Annotated in this window: 13 protein-coding genes and 2 pseudogenes; all 15 read left to right on the top strand. The window is 44.2% G+C overall.

The features are described 5' to 3' along the window. Positions 1-21: 21 nt before the first annotated feature. Positions 22-4272: a SpaA isopeptide-forming pilin-related protein gene (locus tag WMO66_RS12920; protein ID WP_349136833.1), complete on the top strand. Its 4251-nt coding sequence runs from the start codon at positions 22-24 to the stop codon at positions 4270-4272. Positions 4273-4420: 148 nt separating this feature from the next. Then, entirely contained in the window at positions 4421-4714 is a 294-nt protein-coding gene (locus WMO66_RS12925) for an exodeoxyribonuclease VII small subunit (protein ID WP_003525240.1), read from the top strand. A 9-nt stretch (positions 4715-4723) separates the two neighbouring features. Further along, a complete protein-coding gene (locus WMO66_RS12930; protein WP_302190701.1) occupies positions 4724-5317 on the top strand; it encodes a hypothetical protein in 594 nt (197 codons plus the stop codon). A 13-nt stretch (positions 5318-5330) separates the two neighbouring features. After that, positions 5331-5564 (top strand): hypothetical protein, encoded by a 234-nt coding sequence (locus WMO66_RS12935; RefSeq protein WP_015573071.1) that lies wholly within the window; start codon positions 5331-5333, stop codon positions 5562-5564. Then, entirely contained in the window at positions 5542-6099 is a 558-nt protein-coding gene (locus tag WMO66_RS12940; RefSeq protein WP_080908673.1) for a hypothetical protein, read from the top strand. The genes WMO66_RS12935 and WMO66_RS12940 overlap by 23 nt, the downstream gene beginning before the upstream one ends. Positions 6100-6104: 5 nt before the next feature. Next, positions 6105-6788: a hypothetical protein gene (locus WMO66_RS12945; protein ID WP_080908672.1), complete on the top strand. Its 684-nt coding sequence runs from the start codon at positions 6105-6107 to the stop codon at positions 6786-6788. A 15-nt stretch (positions 6789-6803) separates the two neighbouring features. Continuing rightward, a pseudogene (locus tag WMO66_RS14545) lies at positions 6804-12860 on the top strand (helicase-like domain-containing protein); the annotation flags it as partial. A 194-nt stretch (positions 12861-13054) separates the two neighbouring features. Then, complete coding sequence (locus WMO66_RS12960; protein ID WP_349136834.1) at positions 13055-15175, top strand: recombinase family protein; 2121 nt, start codon at positions 13055-13057, stop codon at positions 15173-15175. Further along, positions 15100-15477, top strand: a complete 378-nt coding sequence (locus tag WMO66_RS12965) for a TnpV protein (protein WP_032511034.1) — start codon at positions 15100-15102, stop codon at positions 15475-15477. Before WMO66_RS12960 ends, WMO66_RS12965 begins: the two co-directional genes overlap by 76 nt. 197 nt (positions 15478-15674) lie before the next feature. Next, the gene (locus WMO66_RS12970; protein ID WP_169277270.1) at positions 15675-16622 is read left to right on the top strand and encodes a serine hydrolase; all 948 of its coding nucleotides are present in this window, start codon (positions 15675-15677) and stop codon (positions 16620-16622) included. Between the two features lie 293 nt (positions 16623-16915). Further along, positions 16916-17107 carry a hypothetical protein gene (locus tag WMO66_RS12975; protein WP_278458798.1) on the top strand — a complete coding sequence of 64 codons (192 nt, stop codon included), beginning with the start codon at positions 16916-16918 and terminating at the stop codon, positions 17105-17107. Beyond that, positions 17088-18107: an AAA family ATPase gene (locus WMO66_RS12980; RefSeq protein WP_349136835.1), complete on the top strand. Its 1020-nt coding sequence runs from the start codon at positions 17088-17090 to the stop codon at positions 18105-18107. The genes WMO66_RS12975 and WMO66_RS12980 overlap by 20 nt, the downstream gene beginning before the upstream one ends. A 180-nt stretch (positions 18108-18287) precedes the next feature. After that, positions 18288-19553: a plasmid recombination protein gene (locus WMO66_RS12985; RefSeq protein WP_215707675.1), complete on the top strand. Its 1266-nt coding sequence runs from the start codon at positions 18288-18290 to the stop codon at positions 19551-19553. A 123-nt stretch (positions 19554-19676) separates the two neighbouring features. Next, positions 19677-19865 (top strand): transposon-encoded TnpW family protein, encoded by a 189-nt coding sequence (locus WMO66_RS12990; RefSeq protein ID WP_004452856.1) that lies wholly within the window; start codon positions 19677-19679, stop codon positions 19863-19865. A 1-nt stretch (position 19866) separates the two neighbouring features. Then, positions 19867-20289: pseudogene (locus WMO66_RS12995) on the top strand (hypothetical protein); the annotation flags it as partial. Positions 20290-20366 lie beyond the last annotated feature (77 nt).

The following is a 20366-nucleotide window of genomic DNA, read 5'->3' on the forward strand; positions in this document are numbered from 1 at the left end:
CATTTCAAGGAGGAAAACGCAATGGTTAAAACAAAATTCAAGAAAGCCGTTTCGCTTATGTTGGCGGCGGTTATGAGCCTTACTGCTTTTATGGGCATTGGGGCAACGACAGCCTTTGCAGCCGTAGGCGAAAAAGCCGATGTGTACCTCGTCGATTATCCCCGAAGCGGAGATACCAATAACAACGGCGAATGGGGACACGGCAATCTCAACTATATGAACGGTTGGAAAGGCTTGTCCACGAAATATACGGGACTTCGTGCAATGGGTTCGTATTCGGGCAATATCGCCTACTGTATCGAGCCGGGTACAGGTCAGCGGACTGGAGATACTCTCACCGAAAAGGACGAGAACTTCTTCAACAACATCAGTCCGAACGGTACGATTTCCGGCGATGATATTCGCCTGCTTATCGGTCGTATCTTGCAGTACGGCTACCGTGGAGGAATTTCGACAAGCTGGAAGTCGCAGAATGAAAGCGACGCAAACTGTATCGCCCACGCTTATGCCACTCAGATTTTGATTTGGGAAACGATTGTCGGCGAAAGAGACGCAGGCTTTAATCACGTTTCTACCGGCGGGTACAATGCCGTGCTTGAATGTGTAAGCTCCGCACACCCACTCCGCAGTAAAATCTTGTCGTACTACAACAGTATGGTAACAAGCGTTCAGAATCACACCAAAGTGCCGAGCTTCTGCACAAGGTCAAGCGGTTCTGCAAAGGTAAACGAGCTTGAATGGAACGGAAGCAAGTATGTTGCAACTCTCACCGATACAAACGGTGTGCTTGGCAATTACAACTTCTCGGCAAACATTGACGGCGTTTCGTTCTCTGTCAGCGGAAACAAATTGACTGTATCAATGGACACCGCTCCGAGCAAGGAATTTACCATCACAGCCACAAAGAAAAACGGCGTCCGCAGAGGTGTAGTTGTATGGACTGATGGTATCCATCAGAACGGCAACGGTATTCAGGACGTGGTTACTTATGCTCAGGAGGTCAGCGACCCTGTCAGCGGCTTTGTCAAAATGAAGGTAAGCTACGGCTCTTGTCAGATTGTAAAGACAAGTGAGGACGGAAAGGTTGACGGCATTCAGTTTACCATCAGCGGTAACGGTGTCAATCAGACTGTTACGACTGCAAACGGCGGTAAGTTCCAGCTTGATAACCTTATGCCCGGTGTTTATACGGTCACAGAGCAGTCTATCGACAAATATGTACCGCAGGAGGTTCACAGAGTAACTGTTGTTGCCGGTCAGGTATCAAAGGTAAACTTCAATAATGTTCTAAAAAGAGGTAATCTTCAGGTTATCAAATCTTCGGAGGATAATCTGGTCGAGGGTGTAACTTTCCACCTTTACGGAACTTCGCTTGCCGGTATTGAGGTCGATGAGTATGCCGTAACAGACAAAAACGGTGTTGCTTCTTTTGATGATGTGCTTATCAGCGGCACTACCCCATACACCATTGAGGAAGTGGATACCGCAATCCGTTATGTTGTGCCTGCAAATCAGACCGCACCGATTAACTGGAAAGAGGTTACTACCCGCAATTTCACGAACATTCTCAAAAAGTTCAGCGTAACCGTAACAAAGAGCGACCGAGAGGAAGGCACACCGCAGGGCGACGCTACCCTTGCCGGAGCAGTTTACGGTATCTATAAGGGTGAAACCCTTGTTGACAAGTATGTAACGGATAAGAACGGTCAGTTTACCACAAAGGAATATGTCTGCGATAATGACTGGACAATCCGTGAAATCACTCCGTCCGAGGGCTATCTGCTTGATACCACAATCCATAAGGTCGGTGCAGAACCGCAGCTTTATACGGTGGAACACAATCAGACAGCAAATGATGTTACCGAACAGGTTATGAAAGGCAATATCGCTATCATCAAGCATACCGATAATGGCGAAACTCAGATTGAAACACCCGAAAACGGTGCAACCTTTGAAATCTATCTCAAATCTTCCGGCAGTTTTGACGCAGCAGAAGAAGATGAAAGAGATGTGATTGTTTGTGATGAAAACGGCTTCGGTCAGACAAAGGATATGCCTTACGGCGTATATACCGTTCATCAGACCTCCGGTTGGGAGGGGCGTGAGTTAATGGACGACTTCGATGTGTTCATTGCTCAAAACGGACAGACCTACCGCTATCTTATCAACAATGCAAACTTTGAAAGCTATATCAAGGTGGTTAAGGTGGACGCAGAAAGCGGTAAAAACATTCCTTATGCCGGTGCTGGGTTCAAAATCTTTGACCCGGACGGCAATCAGGTAACAATGACCTTTACTTATCCTACTCCGACAACGATTGATACTTTCTACACCGACGCAAACGGACAGCTTGTTACACCGGAGAAACTGGAATACGGCAAGGGATATTCTCTTGTTGAGGTTCAGGCTCCTTACGGATATGTGCTTGACAGCACACCGGTGTGCTTTGATGTGGCAGAGGAACATTCTTCCGATGAGGGTGGTATTACCGTGATTAAGGTCGATAAGCCTAATATGGCACAGAAAGGCACAGTCAACATTGAAAAGACCGGCGAGGTATTCTCCGGGGTGAATGTCTCCGGCGAGGAAAATACCGATGTTATCTATCAGCCTGTGTATGAAGTGAAAGGTCTTGCAGGTGCGGTATATGAAATTACCGCAGCAGAAGATATTATCACTCCCGACGGCACACTCCGTTATGCAAAGGGTGAGGTTGTAGATACCGTAACGACAGATGAAAGCGGTCTTGCCAAGAGCAAGGAGCTTTATCTCGGAAAATATACGGTGGTTGAAATTACTGCACCGGAGGGTATGGTCATCAACAAAGAAGCTCACGATGTTGAGCTGACTTATGCCGGTCAGGAAGTGTCTGTAACCGAAACCGCCACAAGCTTTGTAAACGACAGGCAAAAAGTAACGGTAAGTCTTGAAAAGACTATTGAAAAGAACGACATCTTCAACATCGGTAACGGCGATGAAATGAAGAATATCAGCTTCGGACTTTTCGCCGCAGAGGAACTTGTTTCTGCAAGCGGTACTTCTATCCCGGCAGACGGTCTGATTGAGATTATCTCACTTTCCGAAAACGGCAAGGCAACGCTGAAAACCGACCTTCCTTTCGGAAGCTACTATGTAAAAGAGCTTGCAACTGATGAGCATTATATCCTTACCGACGCCAAGTATCCGTTCACTTTCAGCTATGCCGGTCAGGATACCGCAAATGTTGAGATTGCGGTCAATGACGGCAAGCCGATTGAAAACAAGCTCATTTACGGTTCTGTTTCCGGTAAGAAGATTACCGAAAACGGCGAAGCACTGGGAGGTGCTGTAATCGGTCTGTTTAAGGCTGATGAAACCGAATTTACAAAAGAAAATGCTTTGATGACTGCTACCTCCCAAAAAGACGGTAGCTTTTCTTTTGAGAAAGTACCGTATGGCAACTGGCTTGTAAGAGAAATCGAGCAGCCGGAGGGCTTCGTGCTTGATGAAACTTCTTATGAAGTTAAAATCTCCGAGGTCGCTCAGGTCATTGAGGTCGAAATCGTCAATGAGTATGTTCACGGCAATATCAAGTTGACTAAGGTCGATGAAGATTACCCGGACAACAAGCTGACAGGAGCGACCTTTGAGGTTTACAAAGATGTAAACGGCGATGGCAAACTGGACGACGGCGACGAGCTTATCGGTACACTCAACGAAACTTCTACGGGTATTTACGAGATGAAGGAGCTTCTTTACGGAAAATACCTTGTAAGAGAAACCAAAGCACCGGAAGGCTTTGAACTTGATAAGGGTGTGTACTCCGTATTCATTGAGGAAGATGAAATGACCTATGAGGTTGAAAACAAAGCGGGCGTCGGTTTTATTAACACGGCAATGAAAGGAAGCCTGAAAATCGTAAAAACTTCCTCTGACGGTAAGGTCGAAGGTTTCACTTTCAGAGTAACAGGAGTAAACGGTTACGACCGAAGCTTCACGACCGATAAGAACGGCGAAATCATTATCGAGGGACTTCGTATCGGCGATTACACCGTTTCCGAGGTTCAGGATACTGTTTCTGCTTCCTATGTGCTTCCTGCGGATAAGATTGCAACCGTAAAGGTCGGCTCTACTACCGTTGTGGAAATGCACAATGAGCTGAGAGACACACCAAAGACCGGAGATAACAGCAATGTCGGCTTGTGGACTGCACTTGCGGGACTTTCTGCCCTCGGTATTGTAGGCACAGCCGTTGTTGCGTACAGAAAAAAGAAGAAGGAGGACAATGAGTAATGGACGCTAAAACAATCGTAGCAGTTGTATTAGTCGCCTTTATTATCGGCGGCTTTATCTTCTTGCAGATTAAGAACAGAAAGAAATAAGGAACGCTTATGTGGGCGGAGTGAAAACTTCGCCCACCGTTCTTTTACGGAGGTGCATTATGAATAAGCAAAAGACGGTTGACAGCAAGGTGCTTGCAATACTCAGAGAATGCCCCGAAACGAGGTATGATGATATGCAGCTTATCCTTTGCTATTACAACCGATACAGCTATATGAGAGTCGGAGATTTACCGCTTGAGGATATAGTCAACAACTATAAAGGCTACGGCTTGCCGTGCTTTGAGACTATCCGCAGAGCAAGACAGAGAGTGCAATCCCTATTTCCCGAACTGTCAAGGCAGTGCAGTGGCTGCGACTGCGGAAACATCAGAATTGTGATTGAAGTAAGCTGAGGTGTGGATATGAACGAGGGAAAAAGAAAAATCGGTGAATACACTGTTCTTTGCTCGGTCAATGTGGGCGAAAAGGAAGTTATCTTGGCTTCCAATGAGCAAAGCACAAACGGCGATAAATTTATGTGCGGCTTTGCAGAGCGAAACGACCTGTTTGAACTGTGTTCGGAATGTATGGTAAGCGATGACTATATCGAAATCGTACACCTTTTCGGAAGCCGTGTGGCAAATGAAGCGGAGCTTTTCAAGGAACAGGTCGAAAAACTGGATATTCCAATCACACTCATAACAGAAGCCGACTGTATCCCCGACCACTATTCCAAAGACATCAACGGCAAAATCATAGCCATTGACCCCAAGGTATTAAAGCCTGAATTTCAGAGAGCCGACAGACAGCTCTACTATGTTACAGGTGGTTTCGGTGCGTCGGCAAACAGCCGTGGAAGCGCCGTGTTTTGTACCAATCTTCACACCGGCAAATCAACCCGATATGAAAGAATGGATGTTATGGGCGAGGTAAAGCCTGAGCGTCTGCCTGAATGGGCAAAGGAAAAGGCACAGGAGCTTTCAAACAAGAAGCGAAACAAAGACAAAGAACGATAAGGAGGACAAAGCAATGAAGGAAAATTTCACTTTTCAGCAAAAGACAAAGCTTCTGACGAAACTGTTTGACGCAGGCTGCAATACCGAAAAGAAATTGCAGCAGCTTGATATGGAGAGCATTTTGAAAATTCCCGGTATCACTATTCCGGATATGAGCCTGATTATCGAGTTTCAGAAGCAGACCAAAGCCAATAAGCTGTTCTCTTATTTGGGAGGTGGCACTGATGAGCAGGCAGGAACAGAATGACCGCCATATCATTTGGAGCGATATTAGCCTTGACCTTGATGATTGGCGAGAGTCTTTGGAGGAACTGTATCCCGGATATTCCGATGATGAGCTTTACGACATTATGGTAAAATCCAATGCCGAAAATCTTTATGATGAACGAGCAAATCTCAACATTCAGCTTTCACAGCCGATTATCGTAATCGGCGACCTCGGCCGATGGAACGGCAGAGTGTCGGGATACAAGATGATTGATTCAGGCAACATTAAGGACTGCCTTTATTCTGACACCGACTACACAGAATGGTATGTTGACAAATACGGAGACCTTCGAGCCGACGCTGTTCATCACGACGGTACAAACCATTATCTTTACCGTGTATTCAAAGACGGTGTTACCGATACGCAGATTGAAAATCTGCAAGTTAAAATCTACAACGGAAAAGCCACAAGAGCCGACATCACACGAGTTACCAAAAGACTCGGCGATGATATTGCCGGCGTATATGGTTTTTCTATTCCAAAGCAAAGACAACCAAACGAACAAGCGAGGTGATGAAAATGGATTACAGAGTATTGACCGAAGCAGAGCGTAAATACACCTTCAGCCAAAGTCAGCAGCTCTCTATGCAGACCGGTCTTATCGGATATTTGCGTGCCGACTTCGGTTCTACCGGGAACGAGTTTTGGACGACTTGGAACGATTTCAGAAAAGACCTGAAAACCGATGAATTTAAGGCTGAATTTGACGATGTGATAAACGGATTGCGTGACGGCGATGTTTTGTCCGGCAGAAAGGCTATGTCCTCTTACTGTTATTCCACTCCCGACAGTTCCTTTAATGATGACCGCAACCACTACGGCATTCGTCTTGATACGGAAAAGTACAGCTATCTTATGAGGTTTAACCCCAATAGGGGCGAGTACAATCTGTACTGCTATTGCTATCAGAAAGAGTGGCTGAACAGCCACTTGAAAAATGCCGAGCGTGGTATCCGATTTATCGACCCGCACTATCAGGAGCAGTTTCGCATTGCGGACGGAGAAAAAATCTCAATCAAGCTCGGCGACGGCAAAACAATGGAGAGAACTTGCAGATATATCGACGACTACCATTTGGAGGTCGGCACAAATCTCTACCATATCTGCGAATTTGCCGAGCTTTGCGAGAGAAACGGTCATACCGTAGAACCAGCCGCAAAAGAAAACACGAAGCCTGCAAAGGACAAAGAAAAAACACGATAAGGAGGTGCAGACGAGGTGGCAAGGAAATTTGACCTGATTTCGGAGCTGTATGAAAGAACCTGCTTTGCAGTTACAGACAATCCGGTAAACTGGCAATCGTTTCTGAAAACAGCAGGCAGAAATTTCAGGCTCCGATTTGATGAACAGCTTCTCATTTATGCCCAAAGACCCGATGTAACAGCCGTGCTTGAAATCGAACGATGGAACGGCACTTTCGGTCGCTGGGTAAATCGAGGAGCAAAAGGTATTGCCGTATTTGAGGACGCAGACAGAAGCCGTCAAAGGCTGATTCATTACTTTGATATATCAGACACCCACGAAAGCCGACATTCCCGCCCTGTTCCTATTTGGGAGATGAGACCCGATTATGAAGCAGAGGTTATCGAAACGCTTGAAAACACTTTCGGGGCGGTAAACGATACAACGAGTATTGAAAATGTCGTCAAAGAGAGCATTGCCAATGCCGTCGAGGACAACATCGCAGACTATATCTCCGACTTTATGAGTTTGGGTGCAGGAAGCGATATTGAGTATTTGTCTGCCGACGAAGCAAATGCCTTGTATTTGGAGCTTGTCAGAAACAGCGTGTCATATATGGTTATGGCACGATTGGGACTGAACGCAGACAAGGTCTATTCTCCCGATGACTTTGCCGGTATTTCAAGCTTCAATTCACAGGAAGTTCTCAATGCGGTGGGTATTGCTACAAGCGACATTGCAGAAATGGCGTTGCTCCCTGTCAGCAGAACAATCAGCACGCTCAGCAAGGAAAATCGCATAATTGATGAACAGGAGCAATCCGAATACAATAAAGACATCAAAGACGAAAGGAGTCAAAGCGATGAGCGAAATCACATACACGATGGTGGGAGATTACAATCTTCCGAACCTGAAACTGCCGGAGCAGACGGAAGTGACTCTCGGCAGATGGTCGCAGATGAGGAGAACTTATCTGAAGGAACATCACAAAATCCTGTACTACAATCTTCTGACGAAAGGGATTCTGAACAGTCACTTGGCGGAGGTTCAGCAGAGAGCCAGCGAACTGGAGGAAACTCTCGTGAAGCAGATGGCACAGAAAGCCGGGCTGACGGAGCAGATGAAAGCGGAAGATATGATGAAGTGGGTTCGCCTGATGAACAACATCAGGAACTCGGCACAGGAAATCGTGAAGAATCAGGTAATATTCGCTTAGAGTATTACGACAGAAACCACGAGGACAAGAGCCTGCCGTTTTTCGGTGGCGATGATACTATCCGAGAGATACTCGGTACCACCCCGCATTTGTCCGCTTCAAAGGAAGAAATCAAAGACTTCTATGAGAGAAATACGGACAATGCGACCCGTACCGAATATATCAAGGGTATTTTCAACAACGATTACACCCGGCTTACCTTAAACGACGGCAGGCTTGTTGGATACAAAACATTTCAGAATGTCCTCCACTTGTGGGAGGGCGAATACGAAAACAGAACCGCTCAGAGCTTCTATGACTGGGGCGTTATCGCACAGCATTTTGAAGCAATGAGACTTTTGGGAGAATTGACCGATACAATGAAACCGCTTCCGTCTATGGACGGTCAGTTGACTCTCATAATGGGAAATCAGGCAGAGGAACAAAAAACCTCTGCCTTTACTTTTTCTCAGGAAATCATAGACGCAGTTCTCACCCGTGGAAGCGGAGTTTCCGAGGGTAAAATGCGTATCTATGAGCAGTTTGAAAAGAGCCTTTCCGCAAAGGAAAACGCCGACTTCTTGAAAAACGAATACGGTTGGGGCGGCTCTTACCCTGTCATTATCGGTGCAGGCATTGACGAACAGCACGACGGAAAAGGCATCACAATTTCAAAAGGTATCGGAAGCGACAAGCCACACATTACGCTTTCTTGGTCTCAGGTTGAAAAGCGTATCGGAGACCTTATCCGTATGGACAGATACCTAAACCGAAAGGAAAAAGAAAAGTACCCGGAATGGCTTGAAAAGCAGGAAGAAAGGCGAGCCGAGCTTGCAGAGCAGAGAAAAAACCGTGAGATACTCTCTACCGCACCGCCTGAGCCTGAAAACAAAGAGGACGAACCGGAAGCACAGTATGAATATCATCTCGGCGACAGCGTATATATCGGAGCTTCGCAGTATGAGATTTTGTCCTTTGATGAAAACCGTGTAATGCTCTATGACTTCGATATGCCCCTATTCAACAAGGAGATTTCAAGGGAAGAATTTGACCGCAAAGTGCGTGAAAATCCGATGAACGACCACTTGAAGGTCAGTGTATTACCGGCGGAAGAAAAAACCGTTACAGGCGAAAATAAAGCTCAAAACGATACCGAAACCGTACAGGATTTCAGTCCGAAAACCGGTTATGACGACGCCTTCTTTATCGACCGGGACAATGAAAGCGTTACTTGGATGTACTATAATCCCGACAGCAATGCCGGAGGTCAGTATGTTACAAATACGCTTTCTTTTGACGAGATACAGCAAGCTGCACTGGAGTATGACTCGGCTGAGGATTTCTTTGATTACCTCGGCAGCATTGCAAATCAGGAGCTTGCCGATGTAGGTACGGAATGGTTTGTGGATGCAGACCGAGAATTTCACAGGACACCGGATTTGACCGACTGTACCACCGCCACAATGGAAGCACTCATTGAAAACGCTGAAAGAACTGATATGGTGGCAACGAACATCGGAAATGTACCGATTGAGGATTACAGAGAAATCGTTGCTACTCAAAACGGTTTTGACAGTTATGAGGAAATGTATAACGAGGGTGTTCGTATCGGCAACGGTTACGACAAAAAGCCTGAAGCGATTGTTCCCGCTTGGGAGCAAAAGAAAAAGTCAAAGGTTAAGAGCTTTGACCTCCACCCGGATATTCCAATGTCCGAACGACACAATTTTGACCTTGCCAATAATCAGGTTGAAGAAGTCAATAAAAAAGAGCGTTTTCACAGAAACTATGCAGCGATTAAGGTCTTGAAGGATTGTCAAAACGAAAACCGTTTTGCAACACCCGATGAGCAGAAAATCTTGTCGAGATATGTCGGTTGGGGCGGTATTCCCGAAGCCTTTGACGAACGAGCCGGAGCTTGGCATACAGAGTATGCAATGCTGAAAAATACCCTGACACCGGAGGAATATGTGTCGGCAAGAGAAAGCACACTGACTGCCTTTTACACTCCGCCCGAAGTATCTACCGCCATTTATAAGGTGTTGGAACAGATGGGATTTCAGGAGGGCAACCTGCTTGAGCCGTCCTGCGGTATCGGTAACTTCATCGGTATGCTGCCTAAGTCAATGGAAAACGCAAAGGTTTACGGCGTGGAGCTTGATACCGTTTCAGCCGGTATCGCTCAGCAGCTTTATCAGAAGTCTTCCATTGCGGCACAGGGCTTCGAGGAAGTAAATGTTCCCGACAGCTTCTTTGACGGAGTTATCGGCAATGTGCCTTTCGGAGATTTCAAAGTCTCCGATAAACGATATGACAAGTACAACTTTCTCATTCACGATTATTTCTTTGCGAAATCGCTTGATAAGTTACGCCCTGGCGGTGTGATGGCTCTTGTGACAAGCAAAGGAACTATGGACAAGGAAAACTCCAATGTGCGTAAATATATCGCACAGAGGGCGGAGCTTCTCGGAGCAATCAGACTTCCGAACGACACCTTCAAAGGTAATGCCGGGACAGAGGTCGTATCCGATATTCTGTTTCTGCAAAAGCGAGACAGACTCATAGATATTGAGCCGGATTGGGTTCATCTTGACACCGACGAAAACGGTATAAGGATGAACTCATATTTTGTTCAGCACCCGGAAATGATACTCGGCGAAATGAAAATGGTAAGCGGTCGCTTCGGACCGGAAGCAACCTGTGAGCCGTTTGATAATGCCGACCTTTCGGAGCTTTTGAACGAAGCAGTCTCAAACATTCACGGAGAAATCTCTGAATACGAGGTTGCGGACGAGCTGGAGGAAGAAGATAATACCATCCCGGCAGACCCTATGGTAAGAAACTTCTCTTACACGGTTTTGGACGATAAAATCTATTTCCGTGAGAACTCCCGTATGTCCCCGGTGGAGGTATCTGCAACCGCTGAGAACCGCATTAAGGGTATGATTGGGATAAGAGATTGCGTCCGTAACTTGATTGAACTGCAAACCGAGGATTACCCGGACAGCGAAATCAAACAGGCACAGGATAAGCTGAACACACTGTATGACAGCTTTACAAAGAAGTACGGACTGATTAACAGCCGTGCCAATACTTCTGCCTTTTCCGACGACAGCTCCTATGCTCTGCTCTCCGCTCTTGAGGTTATCAATGAAGATGGCGAACTGGAACGCAAGGCGGATATGTTCTTCAAAAGGACGATTAAACCGCACAAGCCGGTAACGGAGGTTGACACCGCAGACGAGGCTCTCGCTGTCTCTATGGGCGAAAAAGCAGCCATTGATATGGAATATATGATGGAGTTGTCCGGCAAAAGTGAGGAGGAATTATTCGCTGACTTAAAGGGTGTAATCTTCTTAAATCCCCTTTATGAGTACGGTAATTCCTATGAGCCGAAGTATCTGATGGCAGACGAATATCTGTCGGGCAATGTTCGTGAGAAGCTGGCGACAGCCAAAAGGTCTGCGGCACTGTATCCCGAAGATTACACCGTCAATGTGCAGGCACTTGAAAAGGTGCAGCCAAAGGATTTGACGGCAAGCGAGATTTCCGTAAGGCTCGGTGCGACTTGGATACCGCCCGAAATATTCCAACAGTTTATGTTTGAGTTTCTCGACACCCCACGCTATGCACAATGGAATATCAAGGTTCACTACTCTCAGTTTACCGGCGAATGGAACATTGAGGGAAAGAGCTACGACCGTTCCAATGTAAAAGCGTACAGCACATACGGTACTTCCCGCATCAACGCATATAAGATAATTGAGGAAACACTGAACCTGAAAGATGTCCGAATCTTTGACTATATCGAAGATGAGGAAGGCAGAAAGAAAGCCGTTCTCAATAAAAAAGAGACGGCAATCGCACAGGCAAAGCAGGAACTCATAAAGCAGGGCTTTCAGGACTGGATATGGGCTGACCCTGCCCGCCGAGAAAAACTCACGAAGATGTATAACGAAAAGTTCAACAGTATAAGACCCCGTGAGTACGACGGAAGCCACATTGTTTTCAACGGTATGAACCCGGAAATCGAACTCCGTGAACATCAGAAAAATGCGGTTGCACACATTTTGTACGGCGGTAATACGCTGTTAGCACACGCAGTCGGTGCGGGCAAGACCTTTGAAATGGTAGCCGCCGCTATGGAGTCCAAACGACTGGGACTTTGCAATAAGTCGCTGTTCGTAGTGCCAAATCACTTAACCGAGCAATGGGCGGCGGAGTTCTTACAACTCTATCCGGCGGCGAATATTCTCGTAGCGACAAAGCGAGATTTTGAGACAAAGAACCGAAAAAAGTTCTGCGGTCGAATTGCCACGGGAGATTATGACGCCGTAATCATCGGTCATTCTCAGTTTGAGAAAATCCCGATGTCCATTGAAAGACAGAGGGCAATTCTTGAGCAGCAGCTTGAAGAACTGACAGACGGTATTATGGATTTGAAGCGAAACCGTGGAGAAAACTTCTCCATTAAACAGCTTGAAAAGTCTAAAAAGTCCGTGAAACAAAAGCTGGAAAAGCTCAACGACCAAAGCCGAAAGGACGATGTTGTTACCTTTGAAGAACTCGGTGTGGACAGGCTTTTTATTGACGAGAGTCATTATTACAAGAACCTCTACCTTTACACCAAAATGCGTAATGTGGGCGGTATCGCTCAGACGGAAGCACAGAAATCCTCCGACCTGTTTATGAAGTGCCGATACCTTGACGAGCTTACAGGCGGTCGAGGAACGGTATTTGCAACCGGTACTCCTATCTCAAACAGTATGGTGGAACTCTATACCATTCAGCGATACTTGCAGTACAACACGCTTGTGAAAAACAATTTACAGCACTTCGACTCGTGGGCAAGTACCTTTGGAGAGACTGTAACAGCCGTAGAGCTTACCCCGGAGGGCTATAATTTAGTAGGACGATAAATAATGCGTTCCTAAATTGAAAATAGGTTATCAAAGTCGGTTTCAGAACTTCAAAAATTTTTTTGATTTTTTTGAAAAACAGTTCCGCTTTGTACCCCTATTTTCTCCTATTAGCAGAGGGAGTAATTCCTGTAATGCTAAATCGGATTACATAAAGAAAGGAGGATAAGAGAATGTCAAGGACTTCAAAGATTACAGCACTCTATGAGCGTTTATCAAGAGATGATGACCTTAATGGTGAGTCAAACTCAATCACCAACCAAAAGCAATACTTGGAAGATTACGCCCGAAGAAATGGCTTTACGAATATCCGCCATTTTACTGACGATGGTTTTTCGGGTGTGAATTTCAATCGTCCGAGTTTTCAAGAACTGATTAAGGAAGTAGAAGCAGGAAATGTCGCAACGATTATTGTTAAGGATATGAGCCGATTAGGGCGAAACTATCTGCAAGTCGGCTTTTATACGGAAGTTCTGTTTCCGCAGAAAGATGTCCGTTTTCTTGCGATAAACAACAGTATTGACAGCAACAATGCTTCGGATAATGACTTTGCTCCGTTTTTGAATATAATGAACGAATGGTACGCAAAAGACACAAGCAATAAAATCAAGGCTGTGTTTGATGCCCGTATGAAAGACGGAAAGCGTTGTAGCGGTTCAATTCCCTATGGATATAACCGATTAGCAACCGACAAACAAACGCTTGTTGTTGACCCTGTGGCTTCTGAGGTGGTAAAGCGTATCTTTTTGCTTGCCAACGAGGGCAAAAGTCCGAGAGCAATCGCTGAATTGCTTACCGAAGAAAAGGTTTTAATTCCGGCAGCACACGCAAAGCAGTATCACCCCGAGCAGTATAATGGAACGAAGTTTTCAGACCCATATACTTGGGGAATGTCAACCATAAGAGCGATTTTGAGCAGACAGGAATATCTCGGTCATACCGTTTTGCGTAAATCGGTCAGCACCAATTTCAAACTGCACAAAAGGAAGAATACCGATGAAGAAGAACAGTATGTATTTTATAATACACACAAGCCTATCATCTCGCAGGAACTATGGGACAGCGTTCAGAAGCGAAAGAAACGAGCGAACAGGACAGCAACCAAAGGTACGCATAGCAATCGTTTAAGCGGTTATCTGTACTGTGCGGATTGTGGCAGAAGAATGACCTTGCAAACGCATTACAGTAAAAAGGACCGTTCGGTGCAGTATTCTTACCGTTGCGGCGGGTATGCAAGCAGAGTAAACGCTTGTACTGCCCATTCGATTAGTGCTGATAATGTTGAAGCCTTGATATTATCGGCTGTAAAACGATTATCAAAATTTGTTCTGAATGATGAAGAAGCCTTTGCAAAGGAACTTCAAGCACTTTGGAATGAAAAGCAGACAGAAAAGCCAAAGCACAATAAATCGGAATTGCACCGTTTTCAGAAGCGATACGATGAATTATCTAAACTTATTCGTGGCTTGTATGAAAATCTTGTTTCGGGATTACTGCCCGAAAGACAGTATAAGCAACTGATGAAGCAGTACGATGATGAACAGGCTGAACTGGAAACGAAGATTGAGGAAATGGAAAAGGAACTGACCGAAGAAAAGGCAAATACGGTGGATATTAAGCATTTCATTTCTTTGATACGCAAGTGCAAAGAGCCGACAGAAATTTCCGATTTGATGTTTGCTGAACTCATTGACAAGATTGTGGTTTATGAAGCAGCGGGTATGGGAAAAGCAAGGACACAAAAGGTTGATATTTATTTCAACTATGTTGGGCAGGTCGATATTGCCTATACGGAAGAAGAACTTGCTGAAATCAAGGCACAGGAAGAACAGATTGAAATGGAACGACTGGCAAAACAGCGTGAGCGTGAAAAAGCATACCGAGAGAAGCGAAAGGCAAAAAAACTCGCTGAAAACGGTGGAGAAATCGTCAAAACAAAGATATGTCCTCACTGTCAAAAAGAGTTTGTGCCTACAAGTAACCGACAGATATTCTGTTCAAAGGATTGTTGCTATCAGGCAAGGCAGGATAAGACAAAAGCCGACAGAGAAGCAGAAAAAGGAAATCATTATTATCGTCAGCGTGTCTGTGCTGTGTGTGGCAGTACCTACTGGCCTACACACAGTCAGCAGAAATTCTGTTCCGAGGAATGTCAAAAACAAAATCACAACGAGAAATCTTTGGAATTTTACCACAAGAAGCAAAAGGAGAAATCAGGATGCAACGATTTATTACAGACGAAAGAACTGGTATCCAGTACGAACTCATCGGAGATTATTACTATCCCTGCTTGACGATAGAAAACGAAGAACCGCCCACTCTCACAAAATACGGAAGAATGAGGGAAAGATATTTAAGGGAACACAGGAAAATCTTGTATATCAATCTGCTTACAAGCGGAAAGTTATATGAACACCTTGCCGATATTGATACTTCGGCGTGTGATATGGCGGAGTATCTGATAAAGGAAATGGCAAGAAAGCAGGGTGTGACGGAAGAACTGAAAGGAAAGGATATGATGAAATGGATAGGATTGATGAACAATATCCGAGCCTGTGCAGATGAGATTGTATTGAACGATATTGTGTATTCCTAATAGCATACCAGCCGAAAAGGAACTGCTGTCTTAATTGATGGCAGTTTTCTTTTTTCGGCAAGTATTCAAGAAGTCATAAAGTTGTGAGTATAGTCGAAGTAGTTTGAAGTATTGAAAAAAATGATGACTTTTGTTATAATGTTTAACGGAAGGTTATATTTTATTAGAAATAACGAAATGAATTTGTAGGTGAGAGTATGAAGAAGAATAGAAAATACAAAAAGATAAAGATAATAATGGTTTTTACAACAGTCTTGCTTATAGCGTTTGTAGCAGTAGTTGGATTATATAAAACAGGGATTTATCGTTTTGATTTTTTTAAGGATGTGTATAAAAAAATCGATTTTCAACTGAGTACAAATGAGCTTAACATTCCTCAGGACGCTCTTTCGTTTTCTGTTTATGATATTGAACAGGGTGAATATTTATTTTACGAGGGAGATAGCCAATTGCCCACAGTAGCAAGTTTGGCAAAACTATTTGTCATTGACTATGCTTTGACAAAAGTTAACTTGGAAGATGTTATTGAAGTAAATCAAGAGGTATTGGATCTTGTGCCGGCTGGGTCATCTTTAGCAAATCTAAAAGTTGGGAAGTACACAGTAAAAGAAATAATGGAAGCTATGCTTGTTCCTTCGGGAAACGATGCTGCCTATTCGTTGGCATATTATATTGCTAAAAATGAATTAGGAGAGGGCTATACAGCAACGGAATATATAAATTATTTTACGACAGAGCTAAGTGAGTATTTAATTGAAGAAGGCTATTCTAAAACAAATTTGTATAATGATCCGAGCGGGGCATCTATGTCAGCCGATACACATTTGGATGATATTAATCGTGTAGCCTTGAAGCTTTATAATTATGATTTTGTTAAAGAATGTGTAGGGAAAAGCACTTTCTCAATTCAAACTCCACAAGGTGAATTTACTTGGAAAAATACCAATAAGTTTTTAGATAAAAAGTCACCGTACTATAATGAAAATGTAAAAGGAATAAAAACAGGAACTATGGCATCTTCCTATAATATTGTTGTTCTTTATAAAAAAGATGGCAAGGAATATTTGATTACCTGCTTGGCATCATTATCAGATGAAGGAAGATATAAAGCAGTGCAGTCCGCTATAAATACAATTATTAAATGATGTCGAAATATCTTTTAATTAAAGCGTTAAAGTGTCGTGGACAAGATAAAGATTAGTTTGGTGAAACAACAATAGTTGAAGTACGAAAAACATCGTAGAAATACGGTGTTTTTTGTTACCCCAAACCCTACAATTTTATACATAACCACAGGTTAGTACAAATACCTTGTGTGATTTTTTGAAAGGCATAAAAAGGCAAATTTGCCCGATTTTCGCCCCGAGAAATGACAGAAACAAGGCTCTGAGTATCTTTCCTGTGGTTTTTTTATTTTCAGACGGAAAGGAGGATTGATATGCCGAGAATGAGCAAGAAACGGAAACAAGAGTGGGCATTGTTTCTGAACGAAAGAAATCGCATTACCTACAACGAACTTTGCAGAAAATGCAGTAATGACTGCAAGCAGAGTTTCCGCTGTATTGTGGTGCTTTGCCCTAAGTATTTATCGAAAAGGAGAACGAAGAAAGATGAAGCAGATGGAAAATGAAATGAATGTAAATGTACCTCTTGAAGTTATCAAGGCAAGTGAGATTGAGCCGAGAGAAGTGAAATGGCTGTGGTATCCGTATATTCCGTTCGGCAAGGTTACGCTGTTGCAGGGAGATCCCGGCGATGGAAAAAGCAAGTTGATGCTTTCCATTGCCGCCCTGCTCTCTAAGGGAGAGTTTCTCCCCTTTACCGATGAAGAAACAGAGCCTATGACTATCATCTATCAGACAACGGAAGATGACGCAGATGATACGGTAGTACCCCGATTTAATTCTGCCGGTGGGAACGGAGAAAATCTTATCTTCATCAAGGAAGATGAAAAGTCTTTATCCTTTGGGGATAACCGTATTGCTGAAGCAATCGAAAAGTATCACGCAAAACTTTTAATTCTTGACCCGATGAGCTCTTATATCGGAGAGAATTGCTCAATGAACAATGCCAACGAAACAAGGGCAGAGTTTAATCACTTGATTGCAGTTGCAAAAAATACAGGCTGTGCCATTGTGATTATCGCTCATATGAACAAGATGAGAGATACCAACCCTCTTTATCGTACCAACGGTTCGATTGATATTGCGGGTGCTGCAAGAAGTATTCTTGCAATCACACGCACACCGAACAAAGAAGCACCGGCGGAAAGATATATGGTTCAAGTGAAATCCAACCTTGCCCCGACAGGCTCTGCAATTCTCTTTGAGGTTGCAGAAAAGGGAGTGGACTTTATCTCTGAAATGGAAATGACAGCAGAAGAAGCGTTCCAATCCCTCGCACCCAAAATGGGCAGACCGAACGAAAAGGAAATCAAGGCGAAAGAATTTCTTTTGGAAATGCTGAAAGACGGAGAAATGCTTTCTTCGGATTGCGAAGAAAGACTTGAAGCCGCAGGGTTCAAGAAATCGACCATCAAAAAGGCAAAGAAGAAAGCAGGCGTTATCTCACGAAAACGAGGCTTTCTGTGGTACTGGTCTTTGCCGATGGGCGATATACCGAGAGAATAAAAGCAGGCTGTCTGATGGGAGGACAGTCTGTTTTTATGATTGAGGTATCAAAAGGAGGTCAAGGGGGAACTCCCTTGCCCACGACATCTTTGCAGACGAAGTCTGAAAGTGTCATAGTGGGTTACACACATTCAGAGAATGTTGTGTAATGGCTTCGCCCTGTCTGGAAAGGAGAGCAAAATGGCAAAAAACAATAAGGCGGATATGAGTTGTGCAAGGGTAAAAAAGTACACCGCTTCTGATGTGAGCAAGGCGGAAAGGCACAACGAACGCAAGAATGAAACCTATGAAAATATGAATGTAATTGTGGAACGAATACCCTTTAATGTGCATTTCAAAAAGCCGACTGCCCCGACCTATATGGAGCAGTTAAAGCAGATGGAAACAGACGGGCAGGTGTCGCTTCGTGGGTTAAGGAAAGACGCTACCCTTTTCAATGAGATTGTGATTGATGTGAACACGATGTACTTCGAGCGTAACGGTGGTTATGAATACGCAAAGCAGTTTTATGAAGAAGCCTATCATTTCATCGAAGAAAAATTCGGTGCGGACAATGTTATATCGGCGGTAATGCACGCTGATGAAATCAATGTAGCCGCAAGCGAAGAACTGGGAAAAGAGGTTTACCACTATCATCTTCACGCTATGGTTCTGCCAGTGGTGGAGAAAGAAATCCTATGGAGTAAGCGTTGCAAAGACGAAAAACTGCGAGGAACAGTCAAGGAAGTGGTTAATCAGATTAGCCATTCAAAGAAATGGAAATCGGATATTCCGCTGACCGATGAAAAAGGAAATCCGCTTCTTAGGAAGAACGGCAAGCCGATGTTTCGAGCTTCGTACAGCATACTGCAAGATGAATTGTTTCACTATATGACGGAACAAGGGTTCAAGGGCTTTCAGCGTGGCGAATACGGAAGTACAGCGGAGCATTTAACTTCCCTGCAATATCAAATCAAGCAGGATAAAGAACGATTGGAGAAGTTGCAGAAGCGTATTCAAAAGGAACAAGTCAAGTATGAGCCTGCCCGTAATGTTTCCAAAACATTAAACGAGATTGACAGTATGGGGCAGAAAACAATCACAGGTAAAATGGCAATCTCTAAAGAGGATTATTCTCAACTGACAGCCCTTGCCAAAGAGGGTATTACCAGTCGTGCGGAAATCAAAAAATTTGAGCAGAGTGCAAATTTTTACCGACAGAAGTATATGGACAGTGCAAACGCATTGGAACGAATGAAAACCAAATACAACGAACTGAAAGAAAAGTGCAGACCTTTTCTTGAAGCGTTGGAACATTTCCCCGAAGTTGCCAAACTTTTTACCGAAAAAGTGAAGCAACTTTTTTCTTTTAAGGAAGCACAGGAACGAGCCGAAAAAGAAGCAAGGGAAAAAGAAAGACAGGAGCGTATCAAGGCACGAAAGAGCAAGCGAGGTATGGAAAGATAACCTTTTCCATTATACTCACGACTTAATGACTTCTTGATATGTTCCGATGAAACAGGCTGTATTTGTGGGGTGTTCCAAACGGAATGCCCCACAATCAATTTATGAAAAGGAGAAAATGATTATATGAAAGAGAATACTTTATCTTATACAACACGAATAGGCAAAACAACTTTTATTGTAAATGTGAAGCAATCGGAAAGTGCGAAGAAGCCTTTGAATACGGTGTTTCAAGAAATATGCAGACACGAGATGTTGGGAGATTTTTCAGCGGATAAATATTTGAATTTAGAAAACTTACAAAAATCATCTTGACAAACTCGTTCCCGAGGGAACGGGTTACAGAGCGAAAACCCGCTTTGCAAAATTCTACAACCTTCCGGAGCTTATGGCGATGTTTAAGGAGGTCGCCGACATTAAGACGGCGGATATGTTGGAATTGCCTGTGCCGGATGCACACTTCCACAATGTTGCAGTCAAGCCGTCTGAAATGCAGAAAGAAATGGTTGCTTCCCTTGCGGAGCGAGCCGAGAAAGTCCGTGGTGGCGGTGTGGATTCAAGTGTAGATAATATGCTCAAAATCACAAACGACGGTAGAAAGTTGGCTCTTGACCAGCGTATGCTCAACGATATGCTGCCTGATTTTGAGGGTAGTAAAATCAACGCCTGCGTCGATAACATCTACCGTATTTGGGAGGAAACAGCCGATAAAAAATCAGCACAGCTTGTGTTCTGCGACCGTGTAGCGATACGTTGCTACAAATAAACTTTATGTGGGCGAAAGCCTGTAAGGAGGTAAAAGTAGCGGGGAAAACA

The sequence above is a fragment of the Faecousia intestinalis genome, assembly GCF_040096185.1.
Lineage (GTDB): Bacteria > Bacillota > Clostridia > Oscillospirales > Oscillospiraceae > JAZOXB01.